Source organism: Ornithinimicrobium kibberense (genome assembly GCF_006519705.1).
In the GTDB taxonomy this organism is placed as follows: Bacteria; Actinomycetota; Actinomycetes; order Actinomycetales; family Dermatophilaceae; genus Ornithinicoccus; species Ornithinicoccus kibberensis.
In genome coordinates this window covers 136,049-153,210 of record NZ_VFXM01000004.1, presented here as the reverse complement: position 1 = coordinate 153,210, position 17,162 = coordinate 136,049, and the positions used below count along the sequence as shown (strand labels likewise).

15 protein-coding genes are annotated in these 17,162 nt (G+C 70.8%); 3 read left to right on the top strand and 12 right to left on the bottom strand.

Going from position 1 to position 17,162, the window contains the following annotated elements:
• Window positions 1-28: 28 nt before the first annotated feature.
• The 7 genes from FJR00_RS04625 to FJR00_RS04595 are packed head-to-tail and all read right to left on the bottom strand — an operon-like array spanning window position 29 to window position 8,875.
• Window positions 29-1,201 (bottom strand): glycosyltransferase family 4 protein, encoded by a 1,173-nt coding sequence (locus FJR00_RS04625; protein WP_141337667.1) that lies wholly within the window; start codon window positions 1,199-1,201, stop codon window positions 29-31.
• Window positions 1,198-2,274 (bottom strand): glycosyltransferase family 4 protein, encoded by a 1,077-nt coding sequence (locus FJR00_RS04620; protein ID WP_141337666.1) that lies wholly within the window; start codon window positions 2,272-2,274, stop codon window positions 1,198-1,200. The genes FJR00_RS04625 and FJR00_RS04620 overlap by 4 nt, the downstream gene beginning before the upstream one ends.
• Before the next feature lie 10 nt (window positions 2,275-2,284).
• Window positions 2,285-3,436 (bottom strand): glycosyltransferase, encoded by a 1,152-nt coding sequence (locus FJR00_RS04615; RefSeq protein WP_181409497.1) that lies wholly within the window; start codon window positions 3,434-3,436, stop codon window positions 2,285-2,287.
• Entirely contained in the window at window positions 3,433-4,434 is a 1,002-nt protein-coding gene (locus FJR00_RS04610; protein ID WP_141337665.1) for a glycosyltransferase family 4 protein, read from the bottom strand. Before FJR00_RS04610 ends, FJR00_RS04615 begins: the two co-directional genes overlap by 4 nt.
• On the bottom strand, window positions 4,435-5,559 hold the full coding sequence (locus FJR00_RS04605) for a glycosyltransferase family 4 protein (RefSeq protein ID WP_141337664.1): 1,125 nt from the start codon (window positions 5,557-5,559) through the stop codon (window positions 4,435-4,437).
• Window positions 5,556-6,872 (bottom strand): O-antigen ligase family protein, encoded by a 1,317-nt coding sequence (locus tag FJR00_RS04600; RefSeq protein WP_141337663.1) that lies wholly within the window; start codon window positions 6,870-6,872, stop codon window positions 5,556-5,558. Before FJR00_RS04600 ends, FJR00_RS04605 begins: the two co-directional genes overlap by 4 nt.
• Window positions 6,869-8,875: a glycosyltransferase gene (locus FJR00_RS04595; protein WP_141337662.1), complete on the bottom strand. Its 2,007-nt coding sequence runs from the start codon at window positions 8,873-8,875 to the stop codon at window positions 6,869-6,871. Before FJR00_RS04595 ends, FJR00_RS04600 begins: the two co-directional genes overlap by 4 nt.
• 43 nt (window positions 8,876-8,918) lie before the next feature.
• Here FJR00_RS04595 and FJR00_RS04590 point away from each other — a divergent pair, with 43 nt between their 5' ends.
• Window positions 8,919-10,445 (top strand): tyrosine-protein kinase domain-containing protein, encoded by a 1,527-nt coding sequence (locus tag FJR00_RS04590; protein WP_141337661.1) that lies wholly within the window; start codon window positions 8,919-8,921, stop codon window positions 10,443-10,445.
• Here FJR00_RS04590 and FJR00_RS04585 read toward each other — a convergent pair.
• Together FJR00_RS04585 and FJR00_RS04580 are read right to left on the bottom strand one after the other, a co-directional pair.
• Window positions 10,442-10,744 carry a hypothetical protein gene (locus FJR00_RS04585; RefSeq protein WP_141337660.1) on the bottom strand — a complete coding sequence of 101 codons (303 nt, stop codon included), beginning with the start codon at window positions 10,742-10,744 and terminating at the stop codon, window positions 10,442-10,444. The genes FJR00_RS04590 and FJR00_RS04585 overlap by 4 nt on opposite strands.
• A complete protein-coding gene (locus FJR00_RS04580; protein ID WP_141337659.1) occupies window positions 10,741-11,604 on the bottom strand; it encodes a nucleotidyltransferase family protein in 864 nt (287 codons plus the stop codon). The genes FJR00_RS04585 and FJR00_RS04580 overlap by 4 nt, the downstream gene beginning before the upstream one ends.
• Before the next feature lie 77 nt (window positions 11,605-11,681).
• On the opposite strand from FJR00_RS04580, the gene FJR00_RS04575 reads away from it, so the two are divergent.
• Entirely contained in the window at window positions 11,682-12,932 is a 1,251-nt protein-coding gene (locus FJR00_RS04575; protein ID WP_141337658.1) for an NAD(P)/FAD-dependent oxidoreductase, read from the top strand.
• A 15-nt stretch (window positions 12,933-12,947) separates the two neighbouring features.
• Here FJR00_RS04575 and FJR00_RS04570 read toward each other — a convergent pair whose 3' ends face one another.
• On the bottom strand, window positions 12,948-14,150 hold the full coding sequence (locus FJR00_RS04570; protein WP_141337657.1) for a dicarboxylate/amino acid:cation symporter: 1,203 nt from the start codon (window positions 14,148-14,150) through the stop codon (window positions 12,948-12,950).
• Between the two features lie 90 nt (window positions 14,151-14,240).
• Between FJR00_RS04570 and FJR00_RS04565 the strand changes: the two genes are divergently transcribed.
• Entirely contained in the window at window positions 14,241-15,206 is a 966-nt protein-coding gene (locus FJR00_RS04565) for an L-lactate dehydrogenase (RefSeq protein ID WP_141337656.1), read from the top strand.
• Here FJR00_RS04565 and FJR00_RS04560 read toward each other — a convergent pair.
• The gene (locus FJR00_RS04560) at window positions 15,175-15,660 is read right to left on the bottom strand and encodes a hypothetical protein (RefSeq protein ID WP_141337655.1); all 486 of its coding nucleotides are present in this window, start codon (window positions 15,658-15,660) and stop codon (window positions 15,175-15,177) included. The two genes, FJR00_RS04565 and FJR00_RS04560, sit on opposite strands and share 32 nt — an antisense overlap.
• A 5-nt stretch (window positions 15,661-15,665) precedes the next feature.
• Window positions 15,666-17,123: a sodium/glutamate symporter gene (locus tag FJR00_RS04555; RefSeq protein WP_141337654.1), complete on the bottom strand. Its 1,458-nt coding sequence runs from the start codon at window positions 17,121-17,123 to the stop codon at window positions 15,666-15,668.
• Window positions 17,124-17,162: the final 39 nt, after the last annotated feature.

The following is a 17,162-nucleotide window of genomic DNA, read 5'->3' as shown; positions in this document are numbered from 1 at the left end:
CCGCGGCTCGTGGAGCGAGAGCCGACATCTAGGTCGACCTCACCAGTTGAGAACGCAGCGCCGAGGCAAGACCCTCACCCACCCGCGCCAGGTCGAAGTCCGAGCGGGCGCGGGATCGACCTCGCTCGCCGAGCGTGTGCCGCAGGGTGCTATCGCTGGCGAGCTGACGGATCGCGCGCGCCAGCGCATCAACATCGTATGGCTCGACGAGCAGTCCCGCGTCAGAGACGACGAACGGCATCGAGCCGCTCAGCGTCGAGAGAATCGGCAGACCCGCGGCCATCGCCTCGATGAGCACGTAGCCGAGCTGCTCCTCCCAATAGGGAGTCGGCAGGCTTGGCATCGCCAGCACGTCGGCGGAGGCGAGCACCGCGGGCACGTCCTCCTTCGCGACCCACGGAGTGAAAGTCACGATGTCGTCCAGCCCCAACGCCGATACCGCACGACGTAGCTGACGCTCCGCTCCGCCTGAGCCGACCATCGCGAGACGCGCACGCCCGGTGTCCGGACGAGCCCTCGCAAGCGCGCTCAGGAGGGGGACCAGGCCCTTTTCGGGCAAGAGTCGGCCGAGGTATACGAACACCACGTCGCCCTCGTTGGCCTTCCAGCTCTGGCGGAGGTCGAGCCGCGGGGAGACCCGGTCGAACCGCGACGTATCCACTCCGAACGGCTGGACGACGATCCGGTCTGCCGGCACGCCCTCGAGCTGGAGCGCCTCGGCCGTCCGGGGTGTGCGCGCCAGGAAGAGGTCCGCAGCTGCGTGCACGGCAGCCTTGCGCGTTGCGGCACGGTGTTCGTTGTCATAGTTGAAGGCGATGTTCTCCGACTGCGTCACCACCATCTGGAACGATCCGCCCGCCGATCGAAGCTGCGCCACCTGGGCCGAAGAGGCCAGGTGCGACTCATTGACGACGACGACATCGACGTCCTCGACCAACCCGCGCAGCCCGAACGCGTAGTCCGGGTCGATGCGCCTGTCGATCGCCCTGCGCAGGCGACGGCTGAAGGGATTGCCACCTCGCGCACCCGGAATCCGGCGAAGCACAGTGCGATCGTCAGTAGCGTCCATGACTGCGTAGCCTTGCCGCGACATCGTGCCGGCGAACTCTACTTCGATGTCGTGCTCGCGCATGGCGGCGTAGTTCACCACCATGCGCTCCTCCAGACCCTCGAGTACCACGAGGGACCTGACCTTGGTCATCTCTTCGGGCCCTCCTTGATGGGATGCGTTCTCTGCCCAATGCGTGGATCTCGGACCAGCGCAGCCAGGACGGCGTCCGTCCGAACTGCAGCGCGTTCATCGGAAAAGTTCCGAGCACGCTGGGTCGCCCAACGACTCAGGCGTGCGTACTGTCCGACGATCCGCACGACACCCGACGCGAGCGCCGCCGGTTCACCGGCGCGATACGAGAGGTCGGTAGCGCTCCCCGCCAACAACTCGTGCGGGCCGCCACCGGCGGTGGCTATTGGGGGCACGCCCGCTGCCAGCGCCTGCACGATCACCTGCCCGAACGGCTCAGGCACCGTCGAGCAGTGGACGAGCACGTCGTGCGACGCCAGCAGTGCCTGTACGTCGTCCACGTGCCCAAGCAGGCTCACGCCCGGCTCCTCGGCAGCCAAGGCGGCCACCTTCGCCGCATACCCGTCCTCTCCGAAGTGGGACCCTCCCGCGATCGTGAGCGTGGCTTCGATGCCGAGTTCGCGCAACGACGCCAGGGCCCGGATCGCGACGTCGGGAGCCTTCCACGGCGACAGACGCCCGAGGAAGAGGAGCCGCACCGGCGTGTGAGGCCGCGTTCGCGCCGGACGATCGAGCATCTCCTCGGTCACCCCGCACATCGAGTAGACGACGTCGACCTTGTCGATACCGACCCGCAAAGCCTCGCGTACCGTGCCTGCGGTCCACTCCGAGTTCGCGATGTAGTGGCTGACCCGCCGTCGAGTCACATGCTTGGTGAGCGCCAGCGCCAGCGGCGACATGGCGCTGTCGGTGAGCCCGTCCCGCACCCAGTAGACGAGACGAGTCCTGCGGGGCGCGACTAGGGCGGTGAGGAAGGCTGCGCGCATCGAGTTCGCGACCACCAGACCGCCGCCTCGCAAGGCTCTCCGCAGCCCGCGCACTCCCGGCGCGTGCACCACCTCGCGGTCGAGCCCCTGCCAGACGCCGCCGGTCTCCATCGTCACCAGCCGGACCGGCAGCTCGGTGGCCTCGAGATAGCGGCGGAGCGCCAGTTCCCCACCGCCAGGCTTGTTGGTGTGCGAGACGAACGTCACGGGTCGAGCGTCACGCACGGCTGCCTCCCGCAACCCGCTCGATCACGGTCGCCATCTGCTCCACCCGCAGGCCCCACGTCGGTGTGTCGTCAGGTAGCCCGCGCGTCCACGTCACCGGCGCTGCGACCGCCCTCGCCACAGCGTCGGGAAATTCATCTGCTGACACCGCCGCCACGAGGGGATCCTCGGCGTCTACGAAACCTGGCACCGGCGTCGACACGATGGGGCGGCGCGCAGCCCTGTATTCGTAAGCCTTGATCGGATCGAGCGAGGCGGTGAACTCGGTGAGGACATGGGGCACGAGCAGCACGTCGGCGTGCTGCAGGTAGCCGGGAACCTGCTCTCTCGGGCGGGGGCCGAGGACGAGCACATCTGCGTCGCGCAGTGCAGCGAGATCGGCGAGCGGCAGGGGTGCCGGTCCGACGAGGACCACAGACCCCGCTCCGTCCGGACGACTGCCTCGCTCCGCCAGCCTGCGGGCAGTCGCGAGGCACAGCTCCACGTCAACCCTGTCCCGATGCGCGGTGCCCAGGTAGAGAGCGACCGGGCCGGACGGCAGGTCAGCGGGCCGCGCCTGCAGAGACCGGTAGGGCTCGAGATCGACCGCATTGGGGATCAGCACGACTTCCCGCTGCCCCGATTTGGAGCGCCGCAGACCCTCGGAGCACACGACGACCTCGCGGCACTCCGCGAAGAGCTTTCCCTCCTGGCGACGCAACCGGTCCAGCTCTGCCGCCGGACGGTCGGCAACCAGCCAGTCATCCGTGATGTCATAGAGCGCGGGCCACCCGGTCAGCTCGAGCACCTCGACGCCCCCGGGGTCGTTGACCCAGAGGGCGGGGCTCTTCATCCCCAGCCGACGGGCCGTCCGCGCGATGGCCCTGGCGCGCCGCAGGTCCCCGCCACGGTCGATCCTGCGCGGCAAGGACTTGACCGGACGCAGGGCCCAGACCTCGCCGGCCACACCCTCCAGGTGGACCTGTCGCAGGCCGGGCCGCTCCGGGCGGCGACGGTGCCGCAGGCTGTGCAGGACATCCACCGCGGGCTCGACAAAGAGGACGCGGTCAACATACCCAGCCCGCAGCAGCCCGGCGACGAGGTGCTGGTTGCGGCGCCAGACCTCGTCCCACACCTCGAGCGAGATCACGACCAGGTCCGTCACCCCAGCACCGCCCGGTAGACCGCCTCGGTGCCGGCCGCCTGAGCCTCCGGGGTGAAGTCGGCCCGCTGCACCTGCGCGAGCTGCTCGCCATACCCGTCCCTGAACGCTGCGTCTGTGCAGAGTCGGGCGAGCATCGCGCCGGCGTCCTCGACGCTCCCCGGCGCGAAGAGCTGCGCGTCGTCGGCCAGCCCGACCGTCTCGGGGTGCGCGCCGGCGTAGCTGGCGAGCACGGGCAGGCCGTGCGCCATGGCCTCGAGGACGCTCAGTCCCAGCCCCTCGACCGCGCACGGGGCGATCAGGGCGGACGCGGCGCGCATCAGCTCGGGAACGTCATCACGAAAGCCCAGGAAATCTGTCCGGCCAGAGATGCCGAGCTCCTCGGCCAGCGCCTCGAGCGCGGGGAGCTCGGCCCCTCGACCCACGACCTGCAGCGTCCACCCGGACGGCGCTCCGGCAGCGAACGCTCGGAGGGCGACGTCGGTGCTCTTCTCCGGCTGCAGACGCTGCACCACGAGCACCACCGGCCGCCGATCGACCGAGGTCGTGGCCACCGGCTCCACCCCCGGGTAGACAACCGTCGCCTCACCGTCGATGCGGTCGGCGACGTAGCGGCTGATGGCGATCTGCGCACCCACGCGTCGGCGGATCACGACGCCGGACAGCCGGCCGACCGGGGTAGCACCTCTGGCTCGCGCGAAGTGGCGGGTCACGACGATCGGGCTGGTGGCCGCGACGCTGGCCGCCAGCTCGCCAGCCGTCATGTGGGCGTGCACGATGTCGGCACGACGGATCCGGCGCAGGTTCCGCGCCACCTCGGTCACCGTGCGTCCCTGGATGGTCCGGACAGAAGTGTCGGCAAGGGCAGAGTGCATCATCGACTCGTCGCCACCGATCACGATCACTGCGTGTCCGACCCGGCACTGTGCCGCCGCCAACGTCGCGACATGGCGCTCGACCCCAGAGAACCCGTCCGACCGAACGGCGTGCACGATCCGCACTCAGGACACCTCTGCGCGCACGAGATCTGCAAAGAGACCGAGGTAGGTGTCGGAGATGCGGTCCCAGGTGTGGCCGGCAACGCTCTGGCGAGCTGCTAGTCGCATGGCGGGAAGGTCCGCGACGCTGAGCCGAGCCAGAGCTGCCGCGATGTCCTGCGCACTTCCGTCGGTGAGGAAGCCGTTGCTTCCGTCGTCGATCACGTCCGGGGCGACCCCGACCGGTGTCGACAGCACGGGAACCCCAGCGGCGAGCGCCTCGGTGACAACGAGTCCGTAGGACTCGTAGGCACTCGGCTGGGCGAGGAGATCGGCCGCCCAGAGGTAGGGCAGCGGGTCGTGGGGACCGACGGCGTGCAGCCGGCGGTCGAGGCCGTGCTGTCGGGCCACTCTCCCCAGATGGTCGAGCATGTCTGGAGTTCCGCCGACGACGACGAGATGATGACGCTCGTGTGCCGCTGAAACGGCCTCGACGAGCGGGAACAAGCCCTTCCGTTCGAACTCGTTGCCCACGAAGACAGTGACGAGCGACTCGGGGTCGAGATCGAGACGAGACCGTGCCTCGAGCCGCTCCTCGGGGGTAGGCGGCCGGAACCGACCTATGTCGACACCGTTGCCGATGACCACGGTCCGAGGGGCAATCCTCGAGTACACCCGACGCAGCGCGTCCTCGTCGGCGCGCGTCAGGTTGACCACGACCCGATGGACGTTCGCCCGGTAGCGCACCCGATCTCGGGCCGCCGTGAAGAGGTGCAGGGGATTGCGGACCATCCGCCACCGGTAGTGACCGCGGGCCCGCATCGCCATCTCGAGAATCCCGTGGTTCACATACACATCACCGACGAGCGCGTCGTTGTGGCAGATCACCACCGCGTCATCCGGGAGCTGGGTGATTGCCCTCTTCGCTCGGGCGGTTCCGACGGTGCTGAACGCGATCACCCGCACCATGTGGCGCAGTCGGCCGACCATGCCGCTGCCTGTTCCGGTCAGCCAGTGGAGGCCCGCCTCCTCCGGGCCGAAACGCCGCACGTCGTGCCCCTTGCCACGCCATGCCTCCTCGAGGCAGTGCACCACGCCCCCGACACCGGTCCCTGCCTCGAACTCCGGTGAGATCTGCAGGATGATCATCCACCCACCCCGACAGCATCGCTCTGCTTGGACGCCGTGCCCCTGACCCCGTGCCCATGACCGACACCCAGGCACACACCGATCAGCAGGAAGGGCACGGAGACGGAGATGCTCACCCAGAACAGGTCGAACTGCGCCACCGCGATTCGGGACAGGGCCAGCGCGAGGGCGAGGGTGCCGAAGGCCGCGTCCATCCGGAAGAGCACGACAAGGGTCCCGACCCACAGCACCACGAAGCCGGCGAGCCCGACCAGGCCCGCCGAGGCAGCCACCTCCAGGAAGGCGTTCGGCGGCTGGAACGCTCCCGGGGCGCCAGGCTGCGTCCAGTAGCGCAGCCCGTGCCCGACCCAGGGCGACTGCGTCCAGATCTGGAAGGAGTCGACATACCACTCCAGCCTCTGGAACCACGAGTTGTGCTCGTTGCCCGAGGCGATCTGGTCCCTGATCATGGTGAGGATCACGTAGCCGATGGGCACGATCGCAGCGATCGCGATCGTGGCCCGCCGTCGTTCGTCGTGCTTGCGCAGGGAGACGACCAGCAGGCCGACGGCCAGCCCGACCATGGCCTGACGCGACTGGGAGACCGCGATCGCTCCGAGGATGACCAGGAAGGCAGGCAGCGCCCACCGCTTGCCCCAGCCCAGCCAGGACGGCCGGGCGTAGAGGATCAGGGCCGGCGAGACGAGGAGCGTGCCGATGAAGTTCTTGTGCATCGGCCACGGGTAGCGGGGGTAGACCGCGCTGAAGTTGCCGCTCGCATACTGCAGCAGCCCCTGGGCGATCGTGGGGACAGCCAGCAGCAGACAAGCCACCAGGAAAAGTGACAACCCGAGCCTGGCGTGCCCGCTCGCACCGACCGCCCACCCCACGAGCAGCGCGCCCGACACGAGCAGCCAGGCGTGGAACCACTCGACCGTGTTCGCCGTGAACGGATTGGCGATCAACGTGAAGAGCGTCAGCACCTGATAGATGACATTGAGCCACAGCAGGGAGCGCAGCTCCGGGCTGAAGGGTCGCGGCGAGAGCAGCACCGCCGGCCAGAACGCGAGCGCGAGCATCGCGTCGGACACGGTGAGGTCGACGCCTCCACCAGCCGCGCGCGCCACCACCACGATCATCGGCATCGCGAGCAGCGGCAGCGTCACCGGCTGCACCAGGGCTGCGATCCCCACCAGCACGAGCGCCGCGACACCGAGCGCCACTATCGGCTGCTCCGGCACGAGCCAGGCGACGCCGAGCGTAAGCACGAGGGCGCCGACGACGAGGGCGCCGACGCCCACGCGCTCCAGAATCTCGCGCCAGCCGACGGTCATGGACCCACCATCTCGCGTGCGGGCCGCTCAGGTCGAGGGAAGCGCTCCCGCTCGACCCGTCGAGGACCCTGCCGCAGCAGCGCCGCACGCTCCCGCGCGGCACGTCCGCGCTCGCCGGGAAGCACCACAGACCGCACCGCGGCACCCGCCCACTGGGCCGCCCTGGCCGCCTGCCAGCCCGCCTCGCCGAAGTGCTTGCGCAGGTAGCGCTCCTGGCCGGCATGGAAGTACGTCTCCCGCCGCACCGGGTCGTTCGAGGTCGCGGCCCCCACGTGCATCGCCGTCACCTCCGGGACCAGCCGGTGCCGCCAGCCCATCAGCGCGGCGCGGCGCGCCCAATCGGTCTCCTCGGCGTAGAGGAAGAAGTCCTCGTCCATGCCTCCGACCTGCGCCAGCGCCTCTGCGCGCAGCATCAGCACCGAGCCGATCACGTAGTCCTGCCGCCGGTCGTTCACACTGCCCAGCCCCACCGCCTCGACCCACGAGCGCACCGGCGTCGGGAACGGCCACGCCACCCGCGCCGCCCTCCCGTCGTCGTCCACCTGGCCGGGCGCGACGCTCGCCAGGTCCGGCTCCGCCCTCAGTGCACGGTGCAGCGCGCGCACGCCCTCGACCGAGACCACCGCGTCGGGGTTGAGCAGCAGCACGTCGGACCCGGGCCGCACCCGGTGCGCCAGCGCGTGGTTGACGCCCGCGCCGAAGCCGCCGTTCCACCCGGGGTCGAGGTAGCGCACCCCCAGCTCGTCGCACAGCTCTCGGATCTCCGGCAGCGAGGAGTTGTCGACCACGGTCACGTCCAGCTCGCGCACCGGCTCCAGCGCCGCGCGGAGCAGCCCGGCCGAGCCGTAGGCCACGACGACCACCTCCGGGTCGGTCGTGTCAGCCACCTCGCCGCGGGCCGAGTGCGTCATACGACGGTAGACCTCGTCGTAGCGCTGAGCCACCTGCTCCCAGGAACACTCGTGCGCCCGCTCCAGACCAGCCTGACGCAGCCGTTCCCAGAGCCCGGGCTCACGGCCTACGCGCAGCAGCGCCTCCCCCAGGGCGGCCGGGTCGCCCTCCGGCACCACCAGTCCCGCCTCCCCGACGACATCGGGCAGCGCCCCGCTGTCGCTCGACACGACCGGCACACCAGCCGCCATCGCCTCGACGACGACCCGGCCGAACTGCTCGACCCACCCCGGCGTGGTCAGCGACGGCACCGCCAGCACGTCCATCTGCTGCAGCAGACCGGGGAGCTCCTCCTGGGTCGCAGTGCCGGCGAAATGCACGCGTTTTCGCAGCCCAGGCTCGTCACCCCGCTGCCGCAGCTCGTCCTCCTGGGGTCCGGCACCGACCACGGTCAGCTCCAGCTCGGGGTGGGCGGCCACGGCGTCGAAAAGCACGTCGACCCCCTTGTGCGGGGCGAGGCGACCGACATACCCGACCTGCACCGGAGCATCGGCAGCCGGGGGCTGCCGGTCGGCCGGGGAGAACCGGTCGACGTCGACCCCCAGCGGGATGATGTCGGGCACACCGGGGAAGCCTTTCCGCCGGCAGATCTCCCCCGCTTCGGTGTTGCACACGATGACTGCACGTGCGTGCCGCAGCGCCCACCGCTCCCACCAGCGGAAGGGGATCGGGTAGCGCTTGTCGATGTTCTGCGCGGAATAGAGCGCGTAGGGCGCCCGGTTGCGGCGGAGCCGGCGCATCACGAGCGTCATGAACGTGCTGACGGCGAACGGCTCCTCGTGCAGGTCGAGCACGTCCCACCGCTCCCCCAAGGCCAGCCAGATCGGCCGCGGGTCGTAGGCGAACAGGGCCGGGTGGCGTCCGACCGTGGCGACCGGGACCACATCTACGTCCTTCTCCCGGGGGTCGGGTCGGAGGGTGACGACGGCGCCCCCCTCGTCCCACCGACGGGCGGAGAGCAAACGGACGTCGTGCCCCAGCCGACGCAGCTCGCGCTCCCTGGCTCTCCAGGCTGTCATCACCCCGCTGTGGAAAAGGCGGAGGACGCGCATACGGGTAGGATACGGGTGATTTCGTCGACGGGAGGAGGGCCCCGTGACCGTCCGTGACTTCCTCACCACGCTGCGCCAGCGGTGGAGGTTGGTGCTGGCGACGATGCTGGTGGTGGTCGCGGCCACGGCCCTGGCGACCCTGCAGACCCGTCCGATCTACGAGTCCTCCACCCGCGTCTACCTCTTGGCGAACAACCAGAGCGACTCGGCCAACGTCTACAACATGCCGGCGGCCGAGCTGGCCACGGTCATTCAGGTGGCCACCTCCCCGATCGTGCTGGACCCGGTCCGCGAGCAGCTCGGGGTCGCCCCCGGCACCATGCTCAACGTCTCGGCCGAGCGCTCCGGCGACACCCCCCTGCTCGACGTACGGGTGCGGGCGCACGACGCCCAGGTCGCCGCCGACGCCGCGACCGCGGTGCCGCAGCAGCTCGCGGCGGTCGCGCGCAACTTCTCACCCATGCTCGCCACCAGTGGTCAGTCGGTCAGCGCCGAGACGATCGTCCCAGCATCGGTGCCGAACCGCCCGATCGAGCCCGACCCGGTGCGCAACCTCGCCCTCGGCGCGCTCGCCGGACTGCTCCTCGGAGTCGCCTTCGCCGTGGCCCGCCAGGCCCTCGACCAGCGGGTCCGAGAGGTGCGCGACATCGACGCCCTCTCCGACCGCCCGGTCCTTAGCAGCGTGCCCTACCGCAAGGACGACGACCCCCACGCGCTCTACCTCGACATCGACCCCTTCGGGCCGCAGGCCGAGGCCGTCCGTCGTCTGCGGACCAACATGATGTTCGTCGACGTCACGACGGGCAAGCACTCCTTCGTCGTCAGCTCGACGCTGCCCGGGGAGGGCAAGACGACGACGGCGATCAACTTGGCCCTGGCGATGTCCGACGCCGGGACCAAGGTGCTGCTCATGGACGCCGATCTGCGCCACCCCTCGGTCGCCACCAACATGGGCCTCGAGGGGGCCGTCGGCCTCACCACCGTGCTCCTCGGCGACGCCGAGCTGGAGGACGTCGTCCAGCGGTGGGGCGGCACGAACCTGCACGTGCTGGCCTCCGGCGAGACCCCGCCCAACCCCAGCGAGCTTCTCGGGTCGACCAAGATGCAGGACCTCTTCGACCGGCTCAGCGAGGACTACGACTTCATCCTCGTCGACACCCCGCCCGTCCTGCCGGTCACCGACGCGATGGTCATCGAGAAGCTCACCGGCGGGATGCTGCTGATCGTCGCCTCGGGCGAGACCCGCAAGCGGCATCTGTCCGAGGCGCTGCGCACCCTGGAGACGACCGAGACCCACATCGCCGGGTTCGTGCTGACCAAGTCCCCTCCGCAGCCGAGCGCCTACTACAACTACTACAACGGGGACGACGCCCCCACCCGCCCCGAGGGCGCCAGGAAGCGCCGCCGTCGCCCTAGCCGGCGCGACCGGCGCATGCAGGCGTCCCGTCCGCACGCCGAGGCGGCGGCCCGGGCCCGGGCCGACCGGGCCAGGCTCACGGAGAGCAGCGAGGGGCTGGAGTTCCGCGCCCGCAGCCGCCGGCGCATCGACGAACGGGCCGACCAGAGCTAGACCGGCCGACCGACGACCGCGCCCAGACGCTGCAGGTCGTCGAGCACCTCGACCAGGACCTCGTCGTCGAGCTCTTCCGGGGTGACCTGCAGGGCGTCGGCCGTCCGGTCGCGGAGCTCCGGCAGATCGGTGCTGAACAGCGACGACCGGGCAACGACCGCTGCCGCCCCGGTCACGACGTGGATCTCACCCGTGCGCACGGGTGCGAGGTAGACCCTCCCCCCGTGCTCCCCGTCCTCGGGCCGGTCCACCATCCCCCACCCGTCCGCCAGGACCCACCGGGCCTGTCCGGGGCTCACCGCGGCCCGCCCGGTCGGGCGCGCCACAGCTCGACGGCCGCCCGCCGGCCACGGTCGAAGAACTCCACCGCGACCTCCCAGGCGGTGGGCTCGTGCCCACGGGTGTTCGCCAGGTGCTCGGTGTTGACCATCGGTGCCCGTACGACGAGGCCTACCTTGTGCAAGACCGTGGGCTGGGCCTTGACCCGGGCCCGCCACTCGGCCACCCGGCTCCCGTCCCGCGAGACCGCGTGCCACAGGTCGTGCTCGCGGTGATCCCGGACCCGGTCCAGCTCGTCCAGGGCGGCGGCCCAGCCCACCTCTGCACCCACCTGCGGGACGAGCGCCACGACCTCGCCGCCCAGCCCCGGATCGTCGGCCAGCTCGGCGAGCCGGGGGGAGGTGCGCACCGTGGCCCCGTTACGGGCCTCGTTGAGCGCGAAGACCAGGGCCTGCCCTACCTCGTCCGGCACCGGGCAGCCGACGGCGGCCAGGTCTCGCACCTGGCGCCTCGACCAGAGCACGTCGAACGCGGCGTCGCCGGGCCTGGTTCCGGGGAAGAACCGGTGCACGTCGGCATACCCCAGGTGGTCGTGCCAGTAGGTCTGGGCGTGCCCGAAGGGCGACCCGGTGCGGAACCTCGAGCGACGGCGCCACCCGGCGGCCTCGACCGCCCCCACGAACCGCTTCACCTGGCTCGGCCGGACCAGCACGTCCGCGTCGCTGCCCCCCGACGCCCTCGAGCGCCACAGCGGCTCGAACGCGATCCCCTTGATGTGCAGCAGGTCGACCCCCTCCCGGTCGGCCAGGTGCTGCAGCGCGGCGTGCGCGAACTCGATGCGTACCTCCATCGGCACCTCGGCGGTCGGGACGTCCTGCACGCGCCCATCGTGCCACCCCGCCGGCGGCCCTCGATCTCGACAGGCGAGGACGACGCCCGCCGCATACCCTGGCGTGCATGCCCGCCCAGACCGAAGTCGTCGTCGTCGGGGCCGGTCTCGCCGGTCTCACCTGCGCTCTCACCCTCCAGGAGCACGGGGTATCCGTGCGCGTCCTCGAGGCCTCCGACGGGGTCGGTGGCCGCGTGCGCACCGACGTCGTCGACGGGTTCCGGCTTGACCGCGGCTTCCAGGTGCTCAACCCGGCCTACCCGATGGTCAAGGAGCTGGTCGACCTCAAGGCGCTGGACCTGCAGAAGATGACCGCAGGCGTCGCGATCCGCTCCACCCGCACCGAGGAGCTGCTCGTCGTCGCCGACCCGCGCCGCGAGCCCCAGCTCCTCGCGCAGACCCTGCGCTCGGGCAAGCTGCACCCGGCCAGCGTGGCCTCGCTCGCCCGGTGGGCGGCACCGGCCCTGAGCACGAGCAACCTGCTGGCCAACGTCGAGGACGACGTGCCCCGCCACCGGTCGATGGACGACGCCGGGTTCGTCGGTCCGCTGCGCAAGATCGTCGACGGCTTCCTCGCCGGCGTGCTGCTCGAGGACGACGGCAGCACCTCGACCGTCTTCACCCAGCTGCTCGTCCGCACCTTCGCCCTGGGCACCCCCGGACTGCCGGCGCAGGGCATGCAGGCGCTGCCCGAGCAGCTGGCCGCGAGGCTGACCACCCCGGTCGAGCTCGGCAAGGAGGTCGCCGAGGTCGGCTCCGGACAGGTCCGGACCGTCGACGGCGAGGAGATCACCGCCGACCTCGTCGTGGTCGCCACAGACCCGACCACCGCGGGCCACCTGACCGGACGGCCGGTCAAGCCGGGCAAGGGGTACACCACCCACTGGTATGCCGTGACCCACCCGCCCACCGACCTCAAGGCGGTCGTCATCGACCAGCGGGAGAACCCCGGCCCGGTGGTCGTCTCCTCCGTCGTCACCAACGTGGCCCCCGGCTACGCCCCCGACGGGCGGGCCCTCGTCCAGGCGAGCAGCCTCTGGCGGGGCGGGCAGGACCCCGTTACCGACGAGGACGTGCTGCGGCACGTGGGTGGGCTCTACGGCGTGGACACCACCGACTGGCAGCTCCTGCGCCGCGACGACATCCCCTACGCCCTGCCGGCCGAGCCGGCACCGTTCCAGGAGCGGGCGGCGATGGAGGTTGCCGAGGGCCTCATCGTCGCCGGCGACCACATGGACATGGCCTCGATCGACGGGGCGATGACGAGCGGGAAGCGGGCGGCCGAGGGCTACCTGCACCGGCGGGGCCTGCTCGACTAGGCCGGCTGACGGCGGTCAGCCGACCAGCGGCTCCGGCATCTCCTCCGGCGCCGGCTCGTCGACCCGGCCGCCGCTGAGCTTGTCGACCACCATCGCGATCGCACCGTCACCGGTGACGTTCGTCGCGGTGCCGAAGCTGTCGATGGCGATGTAGGTGGCGATCATCAGACCCACCTGCGGCTCGGTGAAGCCGAGCATCGAGGACAGCAGGCCCGACGCGGCGAAGATCGCGCCGCCCGGCACGCCCGGCGCGGCCACCATCGTGATGCCGAGCATGAGGATGAAGCCGATGAAGATCGGCGCGTTGATCTCGATGCCGGCCAGCACCATGACGGCCAGGGAGAACGACACGATCTTCAGCGTCGACCCGGCCAGGTGGATGGTCGCGCACAGCGGCACGGTGAACGACGCCACCTGCGGGCGCACCCCGATCTCGATCGCCTGGCGCAGCGTCACCGGGATCGTCGCCGCCGAGGACGAGGTGCCCAGCGCGGTGAGGTAGGCCGGCGACATCGTCTTCAGCGCCTTGAGCGGGTTGCGGCCGGTCATCGACCCGGCGACGGCGTACTGCAGGAGCAGCAGCACCGCGGTCATCGCGAAGACGAGCACGATGACGCCGAGGAAGGTCGCGATCACCTCCGCGACCTGGCCGGCGACCGTCATGTTGAGGAAGATGCCGAAGATGTAGACCGGCAGCAGCGGGATGATCACCTTGGCGATGACCGTCTCGATGATCGTCCGCAGCTCGTTGAACCCGCGCTGCAGCCCGTCCGTCGGCAGCACCGTCAGCCCCAGGCCCACGACGAAGGACAGCACGAGCGCGGTCATGACCCCGAAGACCGGTGCCATCTCGACGGTGAAGTAGGGACCGAGCAGCGCCTCCTCGGGGTTGGTCAGCTCGGTGAAGTCGCCCGCCTGCAGCATCCGCGGCAGCAGCGCCCAGCTGATGAGGAAGGCCATGAGCCCGGCGAACACCGTTGAGCCGTAGGCGATCCCAGCGGTGACCCCGAGCCACTTGCCAGCCCCGCGGCCCAGCTCCCCGATCGCCGGGGTGATCAGCCCCACGATGATCAGCGGGATGATGAACCCCAGGAAGCTGGAGAACAGCCCGTTGAAGGTGACGAAGACCCGCACCACCGCCTCGGGCAGGAACAGGCCGAGGACGATCCCCAGCACGATGGCGATCCCGATCCGGGGCAGCAGCCCGAGCTTCCTCATACCGGGATCGTCCCACCGCCGCCGGTCGGGGCAAGTATGGGGTGGCTCGCCTACCGGCGGGTCACCTCAGGGGTGCGGAATACTGGGCGTATGACGGACACCAGCCGCACCCCGGCCAGCCCGCCCACGCTCGCGGTCATCGGCGCCGGGTCGGTCGGGGCGACCATCGCCTACGCGGCGCTCGTCCGCGGCACCGCCCGCCACGTCGTCCTGCACGACGTCAACGCCGCCAAGGTCGAGGCCGAGGTCCTGGACCTCAACCACGGGCTGGCGTTCACCCCCATGGGCCAGGTCGAGGGCAGCGACGACGTCGAGGTATGCCGTGGGGCCCGCGTCGTCGTCGTCACCGCCGGGGCCAAGCAGCAGCCCGGGCAGAACCGGATGGAGCTGGCCGAGTCGACGCTCAACCTGACCCGCACGCTCATGCCCCGCCTCGTCGAGGTCGCCCCGGACGCGACCTACGTCATGGTGACCAACCCGGTCGACGTCGTGACCACCGCCGCGCTCAAGGTCACCGGGCTGCCGGCCAACCAGCTCTTCGGCTCCGGCACCGTGCTCGACTCCTCCCGGCTGCGGCACGCGATCGCCACCCGGCTAGGGGTCGCCGTGACCAGCGTGCACGCCAACGTCGTCGGCGAGCACGGGGACACCGAGTTCCCGCTGTGGAGCTCGGCCAGCGTTGGCGGCGTCCCGCTGCTCGAGTGGGACGCCCTGCACGGCGGCCTGGACGAGACGACCCGCGAGGAGATCGCCGAGGACGTCATGCGCTCGGCCTACCGGATCATCGCCGGCAAGGGCGCGACCAACTACGCCGTCGGTCTGGCCGTCTGCCGGATCGTCGAGTCCGTCCTGCGGGCCGAGCACGCCGTCCTGCCGGTCTCGACCTGGCTGGACGACTACCGCGGCATCAGCGACGTCAGCCTCTCGGTGCCGACGGTCGTCGACCACCGGGGCGCCGGCGAGCGCCTGCTCGTGCCGATGACCGACGAGGAGATCGGGCTGCTGCGGCGCAGCGCGGACTCGATCAGGGCGACGGCCCGGCGCTTCGGGTTCTGACGTCCTCCGCCAACCGGTCGAGGACGACGACGAGCGGGTCCGACGCGGGGATCCGCACGTCGCAGGACGAGACCTCCGTGCGCCGGCCATCCTGCACCCAGGCGTAGCGCACGGAGGTGCCGTCGACGTCCGCCTCGCACCGTCGCGCCGGCTCGGTGAGCTCGGCCAGCCGTGTCGTGGCGGTGGCGGACTCGAGGGCGGCGACCCGACGCCGGCTGAGCACGCCCGACCACTCCCCCGTCTGGTCGGTGAACTCCCATTGGTCGCCCGTGACGACCAGCAGGGACCCGCAGGGACCCTCGGCGCACATGCCGCCCCACGTGCGGCGCTCGACGGACTCGACCTCCCCGATCCCGTCGCCGGGCGGGGCGCACCCGCCCAGCAGGGCCGTGGCGGCCGCGGCCAGGGCGCACGGCCACCCGCCGGGGCGGACCCGCCTGGCGCGCGAGGGCATACCGGTCAGGTGGTGACCGCCGAGGCGTCCTGCCGCGCCTGCTCGCGCTCCACCTTCGCCTTGGGCGCGTAGTAGAAGATGCCCGCGCCGAGGGCGACGAGGAAGACGAGGAGCATCGCGAAGAACAGCGGCCAGATGCCGGTGAGGTAGATGATCGGCACCGCCAGGGCGGTCACCATGCCGCCGCCGAAGAACGGCTCGAAGATGAGCTGCTTGTAGCCGAACGCCTCGAACGCCGGGCTCTTGGCGTCGGGGTCGGTGATCCGCATGAGGATCAGGCCGGTCGCCGTGACGCCCATCGACTGGCCGAAGTCGCCGATGCCGCGCTCGAACCAGTAGCGGCCGATGATGCGCGGCGCCAGCCACAGGAAGAGGGCCACGTTGACGCCGATCCCGGCCAGGGCCAGCAGGGTGAACGCACCGATGTTGGCGCCGATCGCCATCAGCGAGAGGGTGCCGATGGCCGCGACGATGAGGAAGTCCAGCGCCCAGCCCTGGATGCGCAGCATCATCTGGTGGTCGATGAGGTGGTCCACCTTCAGCGCGGCGGCGATCGCCTGCAGGATCACCCCGCCGATGAGGGCGAGCGGGAAGAGCGGGACGTAGGCGAAGATCTCCAGCGGGGTGCTGTCGTTGAGCATGACCGAGGAGTAGGTCTGCGCCTCGATCCACCGCAGCGCCTCGAGGATCCCCCAGCCGATGAGGATGGCCACGGCGACCAGGGCCATGTGGAGCGACAGCGGCTCGACCGAGGCCGGGCGGGAGGTCATCTGGGCGGCCGGGTAGTACTCGTCCTTGCTGAACAGGCCCTTCTGCTCGTCGACGGACGCCTTGACGTCGCCCTTGAGCAGCTCGGTGCGGCCGGTGCGCACGCCCCAGTTGATGAGCGCGATCCCGATGACGACCCCGCCGACGATGCCGACGGTCGCCAGGCCGACGGCCAGGTCGGCGCCCTCGGTGAACCCCAGCTCCTCCATCACCCCGCGCATGCCGGCGGCGGTGCCGTGGCCGCCCTCGAAGCCGATCTCGATGAGCGCTCCCGTCATCGGGCTGGCGCTGAAGACGGGCACGAGGATCAGCGCGGCGAGGAGGAGGCCGACGACGTACTGGCTCGAGCCCAGCGCGACGCCGAGCGAGAGCTGGGGCCCGACCAGGTTGGCGGCCCGCTTGGGGCTGGGCAGGTCCTGGCCGAGGAACATCGTGGCGAAGACGACGCTGATGAGCAGGCCGGGCAGGGCGACCCAGACGGTGCGCATCTCCTCGGTGAACACCCCGGCCTCGGAGAGCGCGGGGACGAGCTGGCCCAGGACCTGCGGGCCGAGCAGCAGGATGAGGAAGCCGCCGATGATCGAGCTGGGCAGGAACAGCCGCTGCACCCAGCCGACCTTGACGCGGATGACCTTGCCCAGGAGCAGGAACAGCCCGAGGATCAGGAGTGCGAAACCGATCTGGTTGGGAGACATGCCGATCACCTTCGTCCGGGGTCCGTTCCGGCGAGTGTG

Coding starts and splice junctions, on each gene's coding strand:
- FJR00_RS04560 (WP_141337655.1), bottom strand. CDS start 15,660: ATGCCCTCGCGCGCCAGGCGGGTCCGCCCCGGCGGGTGGCCGTGCGCC.
- FJR00_RS04625 (WP_141337667.1), bottom strand. CDS start 1,201: ATGACCAAGGTCAGGTCCCTCGTGGTACTCGAGGGTCTGGAGGAGCGC.
- FJR00_RS04565 (WP_141337656.1), top strand. CDS start 14,241: ATGACGGACACCAGCCGCACCCCGGCCAGCCCGCCCACGCTCGCGGTC.
- FJR00_RS04600 (WP_141337663.1), bottom strand. CDS start 6,872: ATGACCGTCGGCTGGCGCGAGATTCTGGAGCGCGTGGGCGTCGGCGCC.
- FJR00_RS04570 (WP_141337657.1), bottom strand. CDS start 14,150: ATGAGGAAGCTCGGGCTGCTGCCCCGGATCGGGATCGCCATCGTGCTG.
- FJR00_RS04575 (WP_141337658.1), top strand. CDS start 11,682: ATGCCCGCCCAGACCGAAGTCGTCGTCGTCGGGGCCGGTCTCGCCGGT.
- FJR00_RS04605 (WP_141337664.1), bottom strand. CDS start 5,559: ATGATCATCCTGCAGATCTCACCGGAGTTCGAGGCAGGGACCGGTGTC.
- FJR00_RS04555 (WP_141337654.1), bottom strand. CDS start 17,123: ATGTCTCCCAACCAGATCGGTTTCGCACTCCTGATCCTCGGGCTGTTC.
- FJR00_RS04595 (WP_141337662.1), bottom strand. CDS start 8,875: ATGCGCGTCCTCCGCCTTTTCCACAGCGGGGTGATGACAGCCTGGAGA.